This is a genomic window from Aureispira anguillae, assembly GCF_026000115.1.
Classification (GTDB): Bacteria; Bacteroidota; Bacteroidia; order Chitinophagales; family Saprospiraceae; genus Aureispira; species Aureispira anguillae.
In genome coordinates, this window is record NZ_AP026867.1 from 4,360,258 (window position 1) to 4,379,988 (window position 19,731).

The following is a 19,731-nucleotide window of genomic DNA, read 5'->3' on the forward strand; positions in this document are numbered from 1 at the left end:
AGAAAACGGAGCTTGAATCCCTCCAGCTCCACTAGTATATATAAAACTCTGGAAATCAGAGCTTTATATATTACATTGAGACATAATATAAATATCTTCTGTCTCATTGTTTTTTTGCTTTATATGCTATGGCGTAAAAAAGTTAAAAGAACAATGATAAAAAAAAGTACGCCTAAGATATATACAGGCAAAAATTCTCTCTCTATCCGCTGGTTTGTTTACTACTTAGATGAAAAGGGCAAACGAATCAAAAAATACGGCGACATCAACAAATATTCTACCCTAAAAGGGCGAAAAGCAGCTGCGCAGCGCCTAGTTGATGAAATTCTACAAGTACACCTTAAAAAGTCCAATAAGAGCCTTTCACAAAAGATTTATGAAGAGTTAGAAAACAGGAAACCAACTTGGCGACCTAAAACCTACCAATGTAAAAAATCCAAGATTGATATTTTTCTAAAATGGATGCAGCGCAAAAAATGGACGGAGGACAATGTTTATCAATTTTTCTTTGAATACCTTACCAAAGAAAAGAGAGTAGCTCCAACGACTTATAATGATTATATCCGTTGCATTACTCAAGCGCTTGGCTGGTGCGATCAACAACAACTCATGGAAGCCATTGAAAAACGAAAAGCTTCACCGACTCCAGCGGCATACTTTACCCAGAGCCAAAGAACATTTCTTAGCAATGCCATAAAAAATAGTAATCCTAATTTGTGGTTTTTTGTGCAGTTTGTGTATTACTGCTTTCTTCGACCTCGTGCGGAGCTGCGTTTGCTCAAGGTCGGGGACGTGATTTTGGAAGAACAAAAGATCTTAGTTCCTGCCAATATTGCCAAGAATAAAAAACAACAGTATGTGGCCATTCCAAACGCTTTCTTTCCTACGGTTGAGAAAAAGATAAGGAATCGCAACCCAAACGAATATTTGTTTCCTGGTAATCATTATTTGTCTCCTACTGGTATGAATACCTTTGGACGGCAACACAGAGAGTTGTTAAAAGAATTGGGTTTCGATACAAGCCGCTATAAGTTGTACTCCTGGAAACATACGGGAGCTGTTGCTGCGGTCAAGGCTGGTATTCATATTAAGCAACTGCAAATACAGCTTAGACATCATTCATTGGATCAGGTGGACGAATACTTGAGGCAATTGGGTGTTTCTGATTTGGGGGATTTACGGGACAATTTCCCTTGTATCTAAAATATAACAAGCTCCAAAGGGTAATTTCCTTTGGAGCTTGTTGCATTTTAAACTACTTCTATATTGATACTTTATTATAAATTTTCTTTTTTCATGCTTGAGGGTATATTCCAAACATTCCTTTTTCTTTCGCTTTAATTAAATAGACTTTATAATTTATTATAGGCATTTCGTTTTCTAAAATTGTACCCAAATCTAATTGAACATTATCTATTTCTTCTTTTGCTATATCTCCATCATAAGATGATCTAACATGAATACTTTTCCAAGCATCTGATTCAGGAACAACAATATACAAATCCTTTTCTAATTCTATAATCGGTATAATAAAAGGTTCCACTTCTTCTTCTAACCAAACGATATTATCTTGCTTCTTTGATAATTTGCTAATAAACACATCTTGATTATATGTTTCTGCTGGTAATAAAAAGTTAATAAATACAGGTGGATGTTTTAAACTATAGAAAAAACGTCCATTACTGATAAATAGAGCTGCATAATTAGAATCACCATTATAGGATTCAAACCATTTATCTAGAAAAAGTTTTAAACCTATATAAAACTCATCATCTTGATTATCATTGATAATTTTATCACAAAAAGTTTTAAACCCCATATGATTATTAAAGAAAAAGCAAATTTCTTTATTCTTTAGTCCTAACCTCAACATATTGGGCTTACCTTCATCTCTTTTTATTACTCTTCGAATAAACTTTATAGGTTCTTGTTTTATTAAGTTTTTTAAATGCTCATTTATATTTTTATAGATTTCAAATTGGTAATCATCTTCTCGAGCATTAGGAGATTGAGCTTTCCTATACAGATCTAGCAAGTTTGCTATAAAATCCTCATTAGCCACTTCTTCATTTGTTATCCCTTTTACATAGTTTTCTAAATGAAATAAATAAATACTTTGCGCATCCTCGACAGAAAGTATCCTTTTTGGTCTTGTTGCATATTGAACCAAGTTCATTATCAAAGAATCTTTAATAGTCAATTCTTCTTTTAAACATTTTACTATAAAAGCTTTGTACTCAATTTCTTTTTCATAAATAGAGTTAATATTATGTTCATGGAGTAATAAACCTTCCAATGTCTTTAAATCTAGTTCTAAAAACTTAGCTTTAAATAATACTCTAATTCCCTTTTCGTAATTTTCTTTCTCTTTAATTGCTGGAAAACTGAGAAAATCTTCTATATATGATCTAATAAATTCTCCTTTTCCATCTACTGTCCATTCATTTAATTTCGAGATCATCTCAATCTCTTCTTTAGCCCCTGCAAAAATACCAATAAGTTGATTTCTTGGTAAAACATTATCTCTTAAATGTCCTGAAAAGTATTTATAAAAGCTAGACTTTTTATTTATTGAGATTATTTCTTTTACATCAGAATTAGACGTGCCTACAAAAGCACTAAAATCATCATTTTCTAGATTAAATCCATCAAAAAGCACTTTAACTGTTCGAATAACTAACTTTTGGGCTTTGGTGTTATTTTCTATTGAAGACAGCTCTTTTATCTCCTCTTCAAACAATGGCTTTAATACCATTTTATTTGAGGTGGTATTTCCGCTCAAAAACCAACGTTTTCTCTCTATATAAATTGCCTCATAGCAGTCAGTATACTTTAATTTTAGCAACGTAACGTTATAAAAATCAGTAAAAGAAACTTCTTGTTTTAATAGTTCATAATTAATTGTCAAAAGATTTACAAATCTGATTATATCTCTAATTGTTTGCAAATATTCCCATGTGAAACTATCCATCCTTACCAATTCTCCTATTTTCTCTTTATGCCATGAATCTGTCAGTCTTTCTGATAATAACCCTAATAATAACTTTTGTAAAGTGAGCGGATTAAACACAGGAAGGGTTACTTCTAGTTGAAATATTTTCTCTAAATAATTTTCACCATTTACATTCTCCAATTTCTCTGCTATACTTCTACTTACATAGCTTTTATCATAAGCAACGATGAAGATTAAATTTTTAAAATTAGCCACATTTCTTATTAACTTCATTATTCCCATAATTTCATCCCCATCTAGTCTATCTAAATCATCTATCATGACAATAATCTTTCTAGGTATTTCTTCTATCACCTTACTCAGTGCATTATACCCTTCTTCTACACTTTTATTATGCGCTCTATTCGAGAATAATAATTGAATGGTTTTAGCTCCCCATGTTTTATATTTTTGAAATAAAGCTTCTAAATATGCATTAACAGTTAAATTTAGTTCTCCATGATATTCCTGAAGTTCCTCCCTTAACAAATTAAAAAAATCATTAATAATAGCAGTTTCACCACTAACCTTCCATGGGTGATGCCTTATTAAAACATACTTTTTATTATATTTATCTTCAAGGATGTTTTCAATTTTTTCTAAAAATTGTGTTTTTCCTGTCCCCCATTCTCCCAGAATAGCAATAGCATAAGATGTATCTGTTTTTATATTCAATAATTCTTTACATAGATTTGAAGCTAACAACTTTCTCTTATTTAAAGATTCTTTAATTTGAGAAAACTTATCGTTCATAGGGTAATAGTTCCAAAAATCTTCTGAAATTAAATTCGACATTTCCTTCTCGTTTAAAGAGCTACACTCATCTTTAATTCGCTGTCTAAAATATGACCCTAAAAAAAACAAGTAAGTAAACCCAAATACAAAATCAAGATAATCAACTGATTTCAAACAATCTACCTCAAAGCAAAAGAGCTTTATTTCTTTAAATGCATAGTACTCTACATCATTTAATAATCTTTTCGAGAAGTAATAAATAAGTAATGTAAAAGTTAATAAATATAGTGATTTTGTTCCTATCTTATAATCTCTATCTACGATTAAAAATCGCCAAATTAGCAAAATTAATACATATATCAGTATACTGTACTCTCCAACCTTATTACTTTTAAACACCAAAAATAATGTTTGCAAATATCCATTTATACTTTGCCAAATAAATGGTATTATTAATATTGTTATTATAATAGATAAGATTGTCGTTCTAAATAAAAACAACTTATTATCAATAAAGTCTGTTTTCATCTTTTTTAATACCCTACCTAATATATCTATTATATAGTTGACATTCTTTTTCACCTTCTTCCTAAAAAAAAACACTTCTTTTCTCATCCATTCATAACCAGACACATACACTCTCACACAACAAATAAAACAGAGGAGTAACGATACTACAGCTAATAAAAAAAAAGTATATAATATATATATCACTAAAGTTAAGACAACAGAAACAAAATGCATTTTATAATAAATATTTGCCCAAACAAGGTATTATTGAATATATTCTAAATCCTATTTTTAATAAAAAATCTATTCTCAAAGATACTCTAATAAATATACATTTTCTATAATATTTATACTCAATAAAAAAGCCACCTCAAATGAGATGGCTTCAAAAAAAATACAAATCCAATAAAACTATACACTAACTATCGCTTTTATGTTCTCCTACTTTATCAAATACAGATTGTTCCTGGTACGCATTTAAAATTCGCTTACGCTGCTTTTTTTCAACCTTCGATAGTTTCCTTGGTTTGTAATTGGTATTTAGTTGAGGTTGAAAGAAATTTCTTAAATAGATGTATGTCATTGTTGACATATAGATATGAGAACTGGTCAATATTTCAAAACTAAAATCTTTATTAGACTCCTGTACTAGCTTGCCTTGGCTCTGAAATAAGCGCATTATCGTACAATATAAGTTGATACTTCTACCAATGTACAAAACCTCCTTTTTCCCTTTTTTACGAATTAAAAAAATACCTGCTATGGCTCTAAATCTGCCGAGCTGTTCTTGTTCAATTGGTTCATGAACGGTTATTGTATTTGTCTCTATTATTCTAAGTGGCTCATTCATTTTATTACAATTTTACGGTTTTTATAAAATCTTGGAGGTTCACTAGTTCGCTATTCGTTGACGTTATTTTGTGCAACTCTAATTTTTGCTTTCGATTATAGCGAATCAACATATAATCTTTTTGAAGCATAGAAATAAACAGCGCTTCCATTTTAGACCCTCCCAACTGTGCTAAAATTTGCTTCTTTAATAAATCAGGTGCTTGCTCCAGCCGTGTTGTTAGCATCTCACTAAAAAACGCTCCAGCATCTAAGCAATAAACCTCTTTGGCTTGCGCTGTAATTACCTGACCAATTAGTTTGCCTTCTGCTACTTTAAACAATAAACTCAGTCCATAAACAGAAATATTTTGCGCTTTTGAAACATAAGCTAACAACTCCCCTGCCTTGCTCATTAAGTCTTGTTCTATGACTGGTGCTTGTGTCTTCAGATGATTTTCTAAAATTGTTCTTACCATACTATTTTTGTGATGTGTGATTTATAAATGATTGGCGGTTCTAACTCAGTTATTCACCATATATAATTTCTCTAATTTCTGCATTACTGTACCCTTTTTCCAGTAGGGCTAATAGTTCAGCACTGGGATATTCATCTGCCAAATCAACATTGGCATACTCCCCATCACTCAAGCGGCGATAAGTACCATTTGCATGGCGACCAAATAACCGTCTGCCTGATTGATATTCTTTTGTTGTGGTATAATCTACTGCTGGGGCTGGCTGTTCTTCCTCGCTTTGCTCTCCTATTGGTTCCTGGTCCATTAGGTTTTCTGCTGTATTGGGGGTGATGCTTGGTTTATTTTTTCCTTCTCGTATTAATTTGAAGCGTTGAAAACCTGCCAAACTTAAAGAAGGGAGTAACCACATACCTACTGCTATCAAAAAAGTTTGCGTAGGACTAGGCGGCTTAATTCCGATTTCTTGTATATAGTTTTTAGTCGCATTAATGAGCGCCTTTTTTGCTTTTGTATCTGAAGCATAAAACGCCGCTTCTTTGCCACCAATTGCAGCACACAATTGGGCTTTAGAATTATCTAAATAATCCATGACCGCTACCCCCAATGAAGCCAAGGTATCTAAGTTTTTTTGGCTCTCGCCTGTACTCTCTTCGATCTGCTCTTCTACTGTTCTATCTTCTGGCCCTTCTATACTATTTAACAAAGGGTCTTCCTCTTCTTCTTCTTCCTCCTCCTCTGCTCTTTTGTCTTCATTCATCATATAATCCCACAAAGGGTCTTCCTCCTCTTCTATCGTTTTTTCTTCCGTTTTTTCTGAATTGTCTGAAACATTGTTTGAAGTTTTTTTTTCGATTGTTTCTGCATTGTTTGAAGCTTGTGTGGAATCCTGTTTTTCTGCTGTTTTTATTTGTTTTTGGGCTGTATTCGCTGTTTCTACCTCTGTTTGAGGTATTGTTTGAGATTCTGTTTGAAACGTTGTTTCAACTCTTGTTTCTTGTGGTTTTTCTTCCCTTATTTCTGACTGTAATTGTTTCACTAATGAATCCATTTTAAAGCGCATTTATTTGATGGTACAATGATTTTAATTCCGTTAAGCTACTGCTTAGAGAGGCATGTGTAATGATTTGCTGAACCCCTTGATCAGGATCAGCACTCAACGAATCTGTATCAACTATTAATTCTCTGCTTAATAGTTCTTGAGCCTGTTCTTGTAGCCCGTTCATTTGGGCTTTAATCAGTCTTAGTACAATACTTTTATCAATTAATGGTGGTTGGTCGCTCTTTCCTTGAGCGGTATTCTTTGAAGGCATAAAAAAAACATTGATTGGTGTATGATTTAGATTAGATCAATGTCTTTTATCGTGAAGTGGAATTGTGGATAGGTGGGCTATCTGGGTACTTAAAAAAAAGAGTAGCAAACAGGAAGTAGAAAAACCACTTTTTAGGGTGCAATTGGATTAGCTTAGATTTTCATATCCTGTTTGCCCGCTCAACTTAGTTCCCTACAACAAATATATTAGGCACTCTTCAGATATAAAAGAATTTTTGTCCTAGGGCTTGTATTTTATAGCGTAATCGTAAACAAACATTAATTATACGATCATTTCTTATTTACTTTTTGTTCTTTTCAACTCTAGATTGTAATTCTAGCAGCTCTATTTGGTATTGATAGATTGACTTTAAGCGCAACAGAGAATCAAAGCTAATCATATAAAAGAAGCTAGGATTTTTTAATTCTCGCTCTCTTGAAAGGTCTGTAATTAATACATCAATTTCATGCTTATTTCTTGCGGCTCTCCCTGCTAACTTTTCATCCCCTCCCTTATACCGCTCTAATAATTTTTGTTTGTTCAACTTTTGAGTTTCACGAATTTTCCCTTTTGGGGCTGTCAATAAGCCATCATCCTCTAGCTTATATAATTCTAATATTCTTTTAATATTTTCACTAAGGCTCATGTTTTTAAGTATTTGGTTAAATAGTAAAATATCCCATAAGAGCAGAACTATACAACATAACTAGTCCCTCCTAAAATCAAGCTCAATACAAGTAACAAAAAACCTATGCAAATAATTTCATTTTTACCCTTCATTATGTTTTTTTTAAGATAGCTGTAACGCTCTTATTTACTAGACTTCTTGCTCTTTTTACCTGCTATAATTTTATTGTAAAGTTTCATTTGTTTTTTAGCCGTTTCTGCCTCCTCTTTTTTCCTCTTTTCGGCAATCTTATTGGTGTGTGCTTCTTGCTCTGCCCAAATTTCATTCTCTGCCACATAATCGGTTGAAGCTTGCGGCTCATCCTGTATACTTATATTCAAAGCTTCATAATCAAATACAAAGGCAGATGTATTTTTTTTGCCAATTCGGGTACTTTTTAAATAATCCATAAAGCTCCCATTCGTTTTGAGATAATGAGACAAAGAAGATTTTGTTAGCCCATCCTTGCTGTACTGCCTTTTGTGATGTTCTCTATACAATGGAAAAGCTTTTGAAAAAGAAAGAAACAATAGAGGCTTTGGCTGGTCAAATTTTTTGCCTTTTAAATCCATACGAGATTCTATCTTATAATCAATACCCTCTATTAATAGCCCAGCACTAACCAAGTATTCTATAATATCCCAAAAAGTGGCTGTTTCTGTTTCGCTATGGATTTGGTCATTTTGTCTAAGAATGTTTTGAATACAAGTTTGATAAACTTCTTCTGTACTGAAGGGAAAAGATACTTTTTCTTTCAGTAGATCAAATACCGTTAAAATAGCTGCATTATTTTCTATCAATCGAGTGTGAATACCTTTTGCGGCAACGGCTTTCTTTATCTTAGAAAAAGTAAGATTGTATTGTTCCTCATAGTTGTCCTCAATATATGGTCTAAAAGCGCTTAATTTTGCCGTTATATTTATCAATTCCCCATTCTTGCGCATTGCCTTTAATTCTTCAGCTAAGTCTGATTCTTCCTGTGTATACTCTGTCTGTGAAAATGCCAAATTAATAACACGAGTAAACAAAGCATTATCTGAAGTCGGCAACTCTTGCCCTACAAACATACAAGCCGAATAAATTTCACTAACCAAGCTCTTTGTTCCAGTCTTTTGTCCTTTCTCTCGCCCTATTCCATCATAAATGGATTTTAACCCCTGGATGAATCTAAAGTCTATCGAGTTAAAATATTCCTCACAAAACACCAGGGAATTTCTAGCCAATACCAAACGATTGTAAAAACCAACCAACGTACCACTATTTAAATTAAAACCATCCTTGGCAATACCGAACATATAAGATAGATTCTTGCCCATAAAAGATTTGCCCGTTCCTGGTTGACCAAATAAATTGAGTAAAGGAAAATTCACATAATCGTGGATCACATCTCTAAACAAAGCAGCCACATAAAAACAAGTTGCAATTTGCCCTTTGCTTCCATGTACTTTGCAAAAAAGCGTTGACCAATCTTTGAATGTGATTTTTGAATCTTGATAAGCAAAGTTTTTTTCATCCTTAAAGGACTTGTCAGAATCTTTGTAAATATCGCTAAAGGCTGGCAAAAAATAACGCTTATCTTGATAGCTTAAAATACCATAACTATTGACAGGAACAAAGCCTTTATCAATGGTGTAAATACCATTTCCAAAGGTGTAAAAATTATCTTTATGATAGCCTAGTACGTCTATTTCATAGCAAGTTTTCATTTCATCATAAATCTTGCCTTTGATGCGGTTGTACTGCGCTAAATTACCCGTAAAAAAATAATTACCCTCTGCCTCTACCGCTAATCTAAACTTATCTAAGCCCACCAAAACCGCTGCCTCTACATCTAAAACAACCTTTTGATTGTATTTATTTAACAACTCAAATAGGCGCTTAGGATTGTCTTTTGATTTTAAATGAAATAAAGGCTTAACTACAAAGTTAGATACACAAGTATAACCCCCTTTTGCATTAGAGCACCAGTATTGATTCCCATCTTCATACATGCCATATTTAAACAAGTCCGCCCGTTGTTTTGAACTTAGACTTTTTTGTTCGCTTTCAAAGTTCAAAGCCCCCATTTTATCCCGTAATTGGATGCTTAACACACTTTGTTTTATATCCAATAGTTTCGATACATCACGAATGTAACAATCTCTTACTAGTTCATTTTTTATCTTCGCAATCAATTCAATGGCTAATTCACTAATTCGCTGAATGGCAAAATTATCACGGTCTGAGTTTTGAAGCTCATGCTCTAAATACCAATTGATTGCATCGGTCTTATTTATATTGCAATAATCTACAAAAGCCTCTTTTCCTATTTTCCTAATATAACTATCAGGATCTTGTTTTTCGGGTAAAGAGATTATATCTACATGAAGCCCTAACTCAATCAATGTTGGTAAATTTTTTATGGCTGCCTCTATTCCTGCTTTGTCCCCATCGTACAATAAAACAACACGCTCAGCATAACGATTGATTAATTTAGCCTGTTGCTTGCTCAATGATGTTCCCCCAGCGGCTACTGCTCCAAAGAACCCTCCATCATATAAACTTAGCACGTCCCAATAGCCCTCCACCAAATACATGATTTTTGTTTTCTTGATGGCTGAAAGCTGTTGAGCCAAACCATACAAAAGCTGCTCTTTGTGGTAAACTTCGCTTTTTGGACTGTTTAAATACTTGGTTTGGTCATCATTCATCGCTCGACCTGCAAAGCCTACTATTGCTTTGCTTGGGTTGTGTATCGGGAACAACACTCTATTTCTATAGGCATCAAAAAAACCTTTTTTTCCTTGCTTAATAATGCCTAGTTCCTTTAATATACGGTTGTCTAATTTCAAACTTTTTGTAAAATTCCAGGCTTCAGGCGTTTGACAAATTCCAAATGTTTTGACGGTTGATCCCTGTAAACTTCTTTTATCAAATTGAATCTTCCCTTTTAGCTCCTCTGCTCCATGATGATGGTTATAATAAGCAGATGCCAACAAACGATTGTACAATAAATATTGCTCCTTTTTCTGTTGGCGTTTCTTCAGCTGCTCCAGCTGCTCCTCGCTTACATTCTCGGCATACTCAACCGCTAAATGATGTACTTTTGCTGCGTATTCTACTGCCTCTAAAAAATCAACTTGTTTGTATTCCATCACAAAACTAATCGGTGTATACGTTTTGCCACAGCTCCCAAAACAAGTTGCTATATTTTTTGATTTTGAGATTGAAAAAGAAGGCGTTTTTTCTTGGTGGAATGGGCAGCAAAGTTTTGCTTTGCTGCCTTCTTTCCAATCCGTAAGAGAGGAAACAATGGTTTCAATCTCAAACTTTGATTTTAGTTGTTCAATATTTGTAATATACATCTTGTGTTTTTATAGGGTTGGTTTATGCTTTTTTACTCGTGCGTCCTGTGTATTTTTTTCCGTTCCGTTCTTCCCAAGCTGTAATTTTACATTGCTCGGTACAATACGTATGATTCCATGAATTATGGATAAACCCCTTTTTACAGACAGGACATTTTCTTGTATATTTCACTTCCTTTTCTACTGTCGTACGGCTGCCGTTTTTTTCGGTTGTTGGCTGCTCCTGGTAATCTATAAATCCTATCTTTTTTTGGTTGAGTACGGGTGCCACTCCTCCCCCTCTAACGGCTGCCGTTACGGCTGGCGTTACTACTGCCGTTGTTGCCGTTGGTTCCTCATTTTCAACGGCTGTTGTTTCTTCCAAGCCTAAGCGCTCTTTTCGGCAATTATCATAGTACCACCAACTAAAACACAAGCACAATAAGAGCAAGGTTTCAAAGCCTAAAACCGTATATTCTAACTGCTGCCGTAACGTCTTACGTTCTTTTAAAACGGCTGCAATCAGCCCAGCTGTGGCGGTGTCTGCCTCCGCAGTCAATCCCTCATTGGCTGCTGCTAAATTGCGCAGCTCTTCTCGTTGTTGAGCAATCAAATCATTGATGCTTTTGTTGTGTTCATCAATCGAGCGTTGGTCTTCGTGCCTAAGCTTTCCATAATAAAGCCGTGTGGCTCTCAACGTATCTCGTTCCTGTTCTATGGCTGCAATTTGCTGTTGATAATCTTCTTTGATGCTGGCATCACTTTTTAAAATTGGCTCAATCTCTGTTGGCTCTGGTAGCATTAAGTCCGCCACAAAAGAAGCCCCACCATAAGAGATTCCAATACTAATGCCGACAAAAACGACCGATACCACAAAAGAAAAATGCTCAAATTCTCGATATTGAAAAGCAGATTTTAGCACATCATCTAAGGCAATACGTTTAATAATTTCAATGACCAGGACAACTACTAATAACAAAGGGATTCTTAACAGCATCGGAACATTGCCAAAGTAATGGTACAACATCAACCCAGCTGTTATTAAACTGGCAATTTGAACGGCAAACGCTAAAGCCATCAACGACAAATTGACCAGCCAAAAGCGTTTGGAAAAGGTCGTATGCTTGAACTTTTTATCTAGCGTAGCCTCCATACTTTCGGAGGCTATCAAAGAACTTATTCCTTTACGAGCTAAGGAATAAGGATTTTTTATAAAATTTTTCATAATTTTGTATTCTGTTTTTCTGTCTTTCGAGACAGCTAAGTTTTTAGCTCCTAAGTTGCACCTTAGGAGCTTTTTTTATTTTAATCCTTTATATTCTTCAACTGTTATCTTTGAAATGCCTAAGCCATAGTTATCAATCAATTCCGCTGCGTCCATTTCCAAGGCCTTGGCAAACTTTAGCGTCAATTCATAAGTAGCATTATTGGGCGCATTGCGAATGTGTGTGAGCATCTTCTTTGTAATTCCTATTTGTTTGTGCAAATTGCGGTATACACTAACCGCTAATTCATCCAAAAACTGGCAAAAAAGTTGCTGCATTTTTAATTGGTCTTTTTTCATATTTGTTTAGTTATGGGCAAAGCTTCGCCAAGCCACCCTATAAAAAAAGTAGCTTGTTGAAGACTTGCAATTAAATAATTATGGAATTTTTGTTGAACGTAAGGAATCGAACCTTATACTAACTATATCAACCCCTTGTTATAGTATTGTAGCTACAGCCTTGCAGCCGTTCAGCCGTTGTAATTCTTCCCACAGAATCACTTCACGATAAATAAGACATTGTATATTTTAGCCTAAAGCAAAAAGTTAGTACCTTGCTTAGCTAAATATTAAGAACTTTTTCTGTCAACAATAGCTTGCTCATTCCACTAAGTAGCTATTGTTGACAATACAAAGTAAAGACATTTTTACCTAAAACACAACTTTATGTCTAAAAAAGACATAAAGTAAGAGCTTTATAAAAAACACCTTTCTCACAAATGACTATATCTGAACGCTTTAAAACGTACCTATTTTATTCAAAAAAAAATGTAACTCAGTTGGCGGATGAAATAGGAGTTACTCAATCAGCTTTGAATCGAGTTGTAAAAGGTGAAGTGCTACCCAGCTCAAAAGTTCTTATTCCTCTAGGAAACTTAGGAGTAAATATCAATTGGCTCTTGCTAGGTAATGGAGAAATGATGCAAGATGAAGAAACGATCCGCAAAGACAACAACACCATTATAAAAAATAGTCAACTTACCAATAGTAATAATACCAATACTGATATTATTCAAACTATAGAAGACTCAAACATTAAACACCTAAAAGCAGAAATCAAAACTTTGAAAACAGAGAATAAGTTTCTGAAGAAAGAAATCAAGGCAGAGCAAGCTAGTAAACAACTATTAAAAGACTCTAAAGCCGTTTTAGAAAATCAAATCAAAGATAAGGATATGATTATTTCATTGTTGCAAAAAAACTAACTGCCTAGCCCCAACTGTTCATTTGTTGTAATTCTTCCCACAGAATCACTTCACGATAAATAAGACATTGTATATTTTAGCCTAAAGCAAAAAGTTAGTACCTTGCTCAGCTAAAATTAAGAACTTTTTCTGTCAACACTTTTTGCTCATTCCACTAAGTTTTTAATGTTGACAATACAAAGTAAAACCTTTTTAGTCTTTCAAACAACAAAAAGGCAATAAAAGTACTAAAATATTTTGTTAATTTTTTTAAGATTTTCTATAAATGTCTACGTCTGACCGCTTTAAGCTTTTTCTATTTAACCAAGAAAAATATGTAAAAGACCTCGCTGAAGAGTTAGGGGTTACTCAATCTGCATTAAATAGAGTCGTTCGAGGTGAAGCAATGCCTAGTTCTAAAATATTAGTACCATTAGCTAAAATGGGCGTTAATATCAATTGGCTGCTATTAGGTGAAGAAGAAATGCTTCGTGAAAAGTTTTATCTTGAGAAACATGATAGTCCAATCTTAAGAAATGAAAAAGTCCCCTATCAAGAACCCATCGACAGAGCCCATCCGCTTAAAGAAGCTATCACTATATTACAAAATGAAAATAAAGATTTAGAGCACCAAGCAACAGAATCCGACTTAAAATATATGGTGGAACTCCAAGTCAGTAAATCGTTCAAAGAAATGCACGACCTATTAAAAGAACAAATCGCTACTTACCAACAACTCATGAAGCAAAAAGATAAATCTTTAGATGATAAAGATAAAATCATTGCATTACTGGAGAAACAACTCAAAGAAAAGGACGCTTAGTATCTCATTTGAAAAATTTGAACAAGGCTATCTTTGCCCATTAGTTCATCCTTCATAAAAAAGAAACCAGATGTTTTTTTGCTGTCAACACTAATCGAAATGTATACAATGTCATCCAATTGTATTGGATCGTAATTTTGATTTAATAATTGACAAACATCTATTTCCGTTTCTTCTATTCTCTTATCTATTTCGCCAGCGCTGTTCTTGAGGTCATCACTTAGATACTTAACTCTTAATCTTGTCAATTTTTCTTCTTTATTATAAACATTCAATTTACACGTTGCATAATTAAAAGTTGCTATAGGTCTTGGTATGTTTATCCGTAAGACAATAAAAATTATGATTGCTGGTACAATAATATAAAGAATGCGCATAAAGGTTTTTTGATGTCGTTTTACGAGTAAAAAGTAACGTTCTTATAATTACAAATCAAATTTACTACAAAAATGCAAATCTAAATAATTTTGTGACTTTTCCACTTTTTGCATATTTCTCTTTTCTTCTTTATTTTTTTATTTGGAAAGCTTATATCCTTGAAATTTTTCCAACACTCCAACAAATACACATAAACAAATAACAATCAATTACTTAACTTTTCCAACAAGCGTTTTTTAGTTGGAAAAGGGGTCTATTTTGTTGGAATAATAGCCATTTTGTTGGAAAACCAAGTGTACGCCTAAAATTGAGCAGTTTTGAGATTCATTCCTTTTTCCAACAAAACAACCCTTTTTCCAACACGTTTCCAACAGGCTCCAACACTATTTTTAAACTATTTCTAATTATATTTTTATATTATACACTAATAACTAACTACTTAACTATATTACATCTGTATTAGTAGGAGCATTTTTGCCGTTTGTTGGATGTTGGAAAAATAAAATGGTATTTTTGGAGAAATTTTTTTTTGAAGACATACTGTTATTTTTTTTGTTTATTTATTTCTCATTTGTGACATAAAAAAAACACATGTACATCTAGTTCTTAATTTTAGCCATTGCGAAAGACCAACCTAATCCTATCGAATAGAAATCAATTAAACCTTCATAACCTCGCAGTTTAAAATTGTTATCAAAATACTCCTTATCGCTTTGCCTACTACAAGCGCAATACCATATTGCAATATTTTCTTCTAAATAAAAAAACACTTCTCTTGAATCATCTAACATCGCATCACATGTGAGATGCCTACCATATTGAATTTTTCTAATACCTAGTTTTTCAAGTTGCACTTGCAAATCCTTTGATAACTTAGACAGGTCTAACAATTCTAATTTATTGCTCTTAAGCAATAATCCAGCGTCTTTAAGCGCTTCCGTAAAAGATAGATAATCGTCTTTATTTTCATAAAATGATTGAACATAAGGACTTAATTCTTTCTCTATTTTTCCTCGTTGAAGATTACAAGAAAAAGATAGGAACAGACAAAAGAATGCGAATAGCTTTAGTTTCATCTATTGAATGGAGGTTCTATTTTAAGATTATAATTGAAAGCTTTACATTTCGGACAATCAGTATTTTCTCCTTCTAATTTATCATATTCACATCTGTGACATTTACCAAAGTCCTTATTAAAATGCGCAACTATAATTTTTGCATCTTTATGATTCCAAAGATATTCATCTTTAATTTTTTTGACAGCAGACAATCTATAATCTTGAGCTATAAGTTCCCAAATTTCGAGCTTTTGCTCTTCAGAAAAATCAAATTGAATTATTTTACTCCCACATTGTTTACAAGTTAAGCTCATTAGATTCAGTTTATTTTTTTTCAAAACCATCAATATTTAGATTAATACTACTTTTCCTCAATCTTTCTATCTTGAGTAGATAAAATCCCATAGCACACTGATGTTAATACATAAATAAAATGTCTTCTCTTTTAATTCCAAATTTTTCTAAATCCTCAAAATTTGGCTCAAGTAAGTTCAGAAATATGTTTATAAAATCAATAGTTGGTCCATCATCTTTCTCTTGTAATTGAAGGAATCAATAACTATAATATTTCATAGATTCTTCTTTCAACTTTTGTACAATCTTCCTTACCATTTCAAAGGCTTAGAACTTTTCTAAGAAAGTAATAAAACTTTTCTAAAAAAAACTAATTCATTTCTTTTATTTCAGTATTGCCATATCAAAACCATGGCAGTATAATTGTGTAACTTATAAATCTATTATTATGATGTCATAGTCATGCTGAAACGCTGAGACAAAAAGTGAGACAAATTATGTCTCAATCGTATATATATTATACTCTTAATCAAAAAATTGAGCTGCTGTTCGACTATTCCCTCCAGCTCCACTGCATTTTTTTAAAGCGCAAATTACTGATTACCAGTAATTTGCGCTTTTGTTTTTTCAGATGGCGTGCTTTTTGTTTGGCGTTTTTTTTATCTTAAAAATGCCATTTTTTATTTCGTAATTTTTGGATAAAAAAAAGTAAAAAATATTTTTTTTCAAAAATCAAACTGAATACGTGTGTTTCTGTGACGATTCGACACAACCCACTAATATACAAAGCTTTGGCACGGCACATTTGATTTTAAAAAAAACTGTGATTTGTGTGTTTTTATTCGCTTCCTGTGATGATTCAAGCAAATCAACCAAATTCTATGACCAAAACTAAATTCCAAGCAATATGAAATTATTAGAAGCCTTATATTTTGCCTATGAGATCAAAAGCAGAGAATGTCGAGAGAAAACAGTACTTGACTATGGAAGCTATCTTAATCGTTTTGCTAAGTACTGGGTCGGATTGGGTAAGGATAATAGCCTACTCAAAGACTTCAGCAAACAAGATGCGATTACTTACCTAGATTATGTCTTCACGGTCAAGAAAATATCGGCAGTAACAAGAAACAACCACTTTAGGAAGCTAAGAGCCTTGTTCTATGTCTTGGTAGAGCGTGACTTTATCACAAAAAATCCATTTACAGGGGTCAAAAAATTGCGAACAGAAAAGAAAAAACGCCGTACCTTTTCTCCTGTTGAGCGCTCTATTATCTGCAACTATCTAAAAGAAGCTAATGAGGGGCTATTATTAGCCGTTTCTTTGTGTTATTACTGCGCTTTGAGGAATGCAGAGCTAAGACGACTAAAGATTGAAGATATTAGCTTAGAAAAAGGAATTATTACCTTGGATGGGGCTAGGACTAAAAATAAGAATCTAGCCAATATTACCATTCCTAATCACTTGATTGAGTTTTTGCGCAAAATACGCATCAATCGCTATCCAGCAAACTATTTTGTCTTTGGGCCTAAATTAACACCTAGCATCAAACAGACGGGCAAAAATTGCATCACTAGTACGCATAGAAAGGTAATGGACACTTTAACTCAATGCAATATTTTGACAGACTCCGAAAATAAGACGTTCTATAGTTGGAAGGACACGGCTGCTCGTGATATGATTGAAGAGGGCATCTCTGCTCCTGCTCTAATGAAACATTTTAGACATTCTAGCTTGGAAACTACTCAACGTTATTTGGAGAGCTTCGGAGTAAAAAATGAGCGTATCAAAGAGATTCGGACTAATTTGTTTTAATGATCTTAGTATTTAGATTTAGTAATTTACGGTCTTAGATTTGCTTTTTTGCCGTTTATGTTTTAATATTGAGTTATTATACGCCAATATAATACATTATATACATGCTATCATCTTCTGAGTTAGATTAAGATAGGATTTAAGAATTAAGTGGAAGCTCCCTTCCTACCTTGTTATGCATGTGTAGGTTATATTGGCGTATAAGTGGGGGCTTCTATTTTTTTTGTAAAATTATACGCCAATATGAAAAACGAGAAAAACACGGGTAATCTCACGCCCAACACGATCCACACTTCCCAAGGGAATTTTTCTAAAGACTTTCTTTCCCAAGTTACAGAAATACACAATGATAAATTAGAGTTCTTAGCCTTGTTTGCTGATATGCAACGTATCTTTTTATGTGATATAGCTAAACATCATAACTATCCCGATATTTATTTGAATCAGTTGGAAAACAATATAAGCAAGTTGCAGCAGATGATTGTGTTAGCTTAAGAGAGTTCTTTCGTAAAACATTGTTTCTTAATATAGTTGCGATAGTTTTCTAGTGAAGTGTTATAGAATTAGAAAATTATCGCAACTAACTAAAAAGAGAAAAAATCACTTAAATTATCCCCTACTTGTTTATATTTTGCATGGAGATTTCTAAAAATATCTTCTATATCATTAATTGATAATTCCTTCCCCCTTTGAGAATAATATTCAGTTATAAAATTCAGAATAACATGATTCTTATTAGGTTCTATATACTCTTTCGCATCTGTAGCCATACTTTCCAATAAAGGCAATAAATAATTCTTTTCAAAAGAAAATTGATCTAATTCGTATAAAAAAGATAATACACTAAAACTTATATAATGTTTAATTCTTAATAAACTACTATAAACTGATTCCTTTCTTCTACTATCTAACTTTGAAATAAAAAGAGATGCCATATATTCTTGAATTAAAACATGAGGAAAAGAATAATAGTCACCTTCCTGAACCAAGATTCCAACAGCTACTGTTAAATCATATGTTATCTTATTGTTATCAAAATTAATATCTGTAGCATCTTTAATTAATTCATACTCATTGTATAAATTATCTTTAGATAACATGTGTTTAGATTTAATTAACACTCTAAAAGCTAACATTGATGCAACTAACTCTAATTCGTCTTTAGATAGAAAAGATAATCGATTCCGTACATATCCTAATTTTGTAACAGAATCATGTTTAGAAAAAAGTAGATCTAAAACATTTCGAAAGAACACTGAACTTGTATACGATGTATTTCTTCCTAAATTGTTTTCTATATACTTGATATATAACTGTAAAAATAAAGGTGTTGTTAAATAATCTTGCAGGAATTTATTTTCAATAAGCGTTACAAATATAGAATTTTTCAAATTATTAGATAATAATAATTTTTCTAAATACCCTCGAATATCATTTGTATTTAGAGGTTCTATCTCAAACACATAAAACTGAGATAAACTCTCAACATTAGTTCCAGGTCTAGAAGATATTATAAATTTATTTTTACTAAAATTTGAAATAAAGTTCTTAATTTGCTGTATAAATTTTTGATCTTCCATGTAATTTATTTCATCAAACCCATCAAAAATAAAAACAAAAAGTCCTTTTTCTAAAACCCTTTTTATTAAAGGAAGATTTTCATTGATAGAAGTTGCAACAAAATTTTCAAAACTTTGATCACCATTAGAATCAAACATCCTTAACTCTATATACACTGGCACATACAAATCTTTTTTTATACAATCTAATAAGATGTGTTGTAAAAAAGTAGTCTTTCCACTGCCACCACTCCCCATTAAAATCAATTTATCATAATCTTCTAAAAGTTTTTCAACCTTAGTTCCATTAATCTTAATGTTTTCAGACCTTAATGTCAATGGAATATATGTTTCATAAAAACCTATTGGTCTACTAGTGAATAAAGCGTTCTTTGTCAAGCTAAATTGATCATACAATTTTACTGTATAATTATGCATTTCGCTAATAAAAAGATCAGGATTATCGAATACATCAAAATCTTCAGCCAACTGATTAATTACCTTGTTCAACATA

General features: G+C 32.7%; 18 protein-coding genes. 5 read left to right on the top strand and 13 right to left on the bottom strand.

The genetic code is table 11. The features are described from left to right. Window positions 1-153 precede the first annotated feature (153 nt). Entirely contained in the window at window positions 154-1,203 is a 1,050-nt protein-coding gene (locus AsAng_RS17255) for a tyrosine-type recombinase/integrase (RefSeq protein WP_264788352.1), read from the top strand. A 91-nt stretch (window positions 1,204-1,294) separates the two neighbouring features. On the opposite strand, the gene AsAng_RS17260 is transcribed toward AsAng_RS17255, so the two are convergent. The 9 genes from AsAng_RS17260 to AsAng_RS17300 form a co-directional block, all read right to left on the bottom strand. Further along, window positions 1,295-4,255: a KAP family P-loop NTPase fold protein gene (locus AsAng_RS17260; RefSeq protein WP_264788353.1), complete on the bottom strand. Its 2,961-nt coding sequence runs from the start codon at window positions 4,253-4,255 to the stop codon at window positions 1,295-1,297. 400 nt (window positions 4,256-4,655) lie between these two features. After that, complete coding sequence (locus tag AsAng_RS17265; RefSeq protein WP_264788354.1) at window positions 4,656-5,087, bottom strand: hypothetical protein; 432 nt, start codon at window positions 5,085-5,087, stop codon at window positions 4,656-4,658. A gap of 4 nt (window positions 5,088-5,091) precedes the next feature. Further along, the gene (locus tag AsAng_RS17270; protein WP_264788355.1) at window positions 5,092-5,544 is read right to left on the bottom strand and encodes a hypothetical protein; all 453 of its coding nucleotides are present in this window, start codon (window positions 5,542-5,544) and stop codon (window positions 5,092-5,094) included. 49 nt (window positions 5,545-5,593) lie between these two features. Then, window positions 5,594-6,592 (bottom strand): hypothetical protein, encoded by a 999-nt coding sequence (locus AsAng_RS17275; RefSeq protein WP_264788356.1) that lies wholly within the window; start codon window positions 6,590-6,592, stop codon window positions 5,594-5,596. A 1-nt stretch (window position 6,593) separates the two neighbouring features. Further along, entirely contained in the window at window positions 6,594-6,854 is a 261-nt protein-coding gene (locus AsAng_RS17280; RefSeq protein WP_264788069.1) for a hypothetical protein, read from the bottom strand. Between the two features lie 301 nt (window positions 6,855-7,155). Continuing rightward, the gene (locus tag AsAng_RS17285; RefSeq protein ID WP_264788357.1) at window positions 7,156-7,500 is read right to left on the bottom strand and encodes a hypothetical protein; all 345 of its coding nucleotides are present in this window, start codon (window positions 7,498-7,500) and stop codon (window positions 7,156-7,158) included. Window positions 7,501-7,664: 164 nt separating this feature from the next. Continuing rightward, a complete protein-coding gene (dnaG, locus tag AsAng_RS17290) occupies window positions 7,665-10,865 on the bottom strand; it encodes a DNA primase (RefSeq protein ID WP_264788358.1) in 3,201 nt (1,066 codons plus the stop codon). A 22-nt stretch (window positions 10,866-10,887) separates the two neighbouring features. Next, the gene (locus tag AsAng_RS17295) at window positions 10,888-12,069 is read right to left on the bottom strand and encodes a hypothetical protein (RefSeq protein WP_264788359.1); all 1,182 of its coding nucleotides are present in this window, start codon (window positions 12,067-12,069) and stop codon (window positions 10,888-10,890) included. A 75-nt stretch (window positions 12,070-12,144) separates the two neighbouring features. Continuing rightward, on the bottom strand, window positions 12,145-12,408 hold the full coding sequence (locus AsAng_RS17300; RefSeq protein ID WP_264788360.1) for a hypothetical protein: 264 nt from the start codon (window positions 12,406-12,408) through the stop codon (window positions 12,145-12,147). 419 nt (window positions 12,409-12,827) lie between these two features. Here AsAng_RS17300 and AsAng_RS17305 point away from each other — a divergent pair, with 419 nt between their 5' ends. Then, window positions 12,828-13,313, top strand: coding sequence for a helix-turn-helix domain-containing protein (locus tag AsAng_RS17305; RefSeq protein ID WP_264788361.1), 486 nt, complete (start codon window positions 12,828-12,830; stop codon window positions 13,311-13,313). Window positions 13,314-13,578: 265 nt separating this feature from the next. Further along, entirely contained in the window at window positions 13,579-14,115 is a 537-nt protein-coding gene (locus AsAng_RS17310) for a helix-turn-helix domain-containing protein (protein WP_264788362.1), read from the top strand. On the opposite strand, the gene AsAng_RS17315 is transcribed toward AsAng_RS17310, so the two are convergent. From AsAng_RS17315 to AsAng_RS17325, 3 genes are all read right to left on the bottom strand, one after another. Then, window positions 14,112-14,492: a hypothetical protein gene (locus AsAng_RS17315; protein ID WP_264788363.1), complete on the bottom strand. Its 381-nt coding sequence runs from the start codon at window positions 14,490-14,492 to the stop codon at window positions 14,112-14,114. The two genes, AsAng_RS17310 and AsAng_RS17315, sit on opposite strands and share 4 nt — an antisense overlap. A gap of 600 nt (window positions 14,493-15,092) precedes the next feature. Continuing rightward, window positions 15,093-15,569 (bottom strand): hypothetical protein, encoded by a 477-nt coding sequence (locus AsAng_RS17320; RefSeq protein WP_264788364.1) that lies wholly within the window; start codon window positions 15,567-15,569, stop codon window positions 15,093-15,095. Beyond that, complete coding sequence (locus AsAng_RS17325) at window positions 15,566-15,889, bottom strand: hypothetical protein (RefSeq protein WP_264788365.1); 324 nt, start codon at window positions 15,887-15,889, stop codon at window positions 15,566-15,568. The genes AsAng_RS17320 and AsAng_RS17325 overlap by 4 nt, the downstream gene beginning before the upstream one ends. An 863-nt stretch (window positions 15,890-16,752) precedes the next feature. Between AsAng_RS17325 and AsAng_RS17330 the strand changes: the two genes are divergently transcribed. Together AsAng_RS17330 and AsAng_RS17335 are read left to right on the top strand one after the other, a co-directional pair. Next, entirely contained in the window at window positions 16,753-17,658 is a 906-nt protein-coding gene (locus tag AsAng_RS17330) for a tyrosine-type recombinase/integrase (protein ID WP_264788308.1), read from the top strand. A gap of 243 nt (window positions 17,659-17,901) precedes the next feature. Beyond that, the gene (locus AsAng_RS17335; RefSeq protein WP_264788366.1) at window positions 17,902-18,153 is read left to right on the top strand and encodes a hypothetical protein; all 252 of its coding nucleotides are present in this window, start codon (window positions 17,902-17,904) and stop codon (window positions 18,151-18,153) included. Window positions 18,154-18,242: 89 nt separating this feature from the next. Here AsAng_RS17335 and AsAng_RS17340 read toward each other — a convergent pair whose 3' ends face one another. Beyond that, window positions 18,243-19,730 (bottom strand): NACHT domain-containing protein, encoded by a 1,488-nt coding sequence (locus tag AsAng_RS17340; RefSeq protein ID WP_264788367.1) that lies wholly within the window; start codon window positions 19,728-19,730, stop codon window positions 18,243-18,245. Window position 19,731: the final 1 nt, after the last annotated feature.

Bases quoted from the DNA above. Each gene is read 5' to 3' on its own strand.
- AsAng_RS17315 (WP_264788363.1), bottom strand. From the start codon at position 14,492: ATGCGCATTCTTTATATTATTGTACCAGCAATCATAATTTTTATTGTC.
- AsAng_RS17335 (WP_264788366.1), top strand. From the start codon at position 17,902: ATGAAAAACGAGAAAAACACGGGTAATCTCACGCCCAACACGATCCAC.
- AsAng_RS17305 (WP_264788361.1), top strand. From the start codon at position 12,828: ATGACTATATCTGAACGCTTTAAAACGTACCTATTTTATTCAAAAAAA.
- AsAng_RS17340 (WP_264788367.1), bottom strand. From the start codon at position 19,730: ATGTTGAACAAGGTAATTAATCAGTTGGCTGAAGATTTTGATGTATTC.
- AsAng_RS17265 (WP_264788354.1), bottom strand. From the start codon at position 5,087: ATGAATGAGCCACTTAGAATAATAGAGACAAATACAATAACCGTTCAT.
- AsAng_RS17260 (WP_264788353.1), bottom strand. From the start codon at position 4,255: ATGAAAACAGACTTTATTGATAATAAGTTGTTTTTATTTAGAACGACA.
- AsAng_RS17285 (WP_264788357.1), bottom strand. From the start codon at position 7,500: ATGAGCCTTAGTGAAAATATTAAAAGAATATTAGAATTATATAAGCTA.
- AsAng_RS17280 (WP_264788069.1), bottom strand. From the start codon at position 6,854: ATGCCTTCAAAGAATACCGCTCAAGGAAAGAGCGACCAACCACCATTA.
- AsAng_RS17270 (WP_264788355.1), bottom strand. From the start codon at position 5,544: ATGGTAAGAACAATTTTAGAAAATCATCTGAAGACACAAGCACCAGTC.
- AsAng_RS17300 (WP_264788360.1), bottom strand. From the start codon at position 12,408: ATGAAAAAAGACCAATTAAAAATGCAGCAACTTTTTTGCCAGTTTTTG.
- AsAng_RS17310 (WP_264788362.1), top strand. From the start codon at position 13,579: ATGTCTACGTCTGACCGCTTTAAGCTTTTTCTATTTAACCAAGAAAAA.
- AsAng_RS17330 (WP_264788308.1), top strand. From the start codon at position 16,753: ATGAAATTATTAGAAGCCTTATATTTTGCCTATGAGATCAAAAGCAGA.
- AsAng_RS17295 (WP_264788359.1), bottom strand. From the start codon at position 12,069: ATGAAAAATTTTATAAAAAATCCTTATTCCTTAGCTCGTAAAGGAATA.
- dnaG (WP_264788358.1), bottom strand. From the start codon at position 10,865: ATGTATATTACAAATATTGAACAACTAAAATCAAAGTTTGAGATTGAA.
- AsAng_RS17255 (WP_264788352.1), top strand. From the start codon at position 154: ATGATAAAAAAAAGTACGCCTAAGATATATACAGGCAAAAATTCTCTC.
- AsAng_RS17275 (WP_264788356.1), bottom strand. From the start codon at position 6,592: ATGGATTCATTAGTGAAACAATTACAGTCAGAAATAAGGGAAGAAAAA.
- AsAng_RS17320 (WP_264788364.1), bottom strand. From the start codon at position 15,569: ATGAAACTAAAGCTATTCGCATTCTTTTGTCTGTTCCTATCTTTTTCT.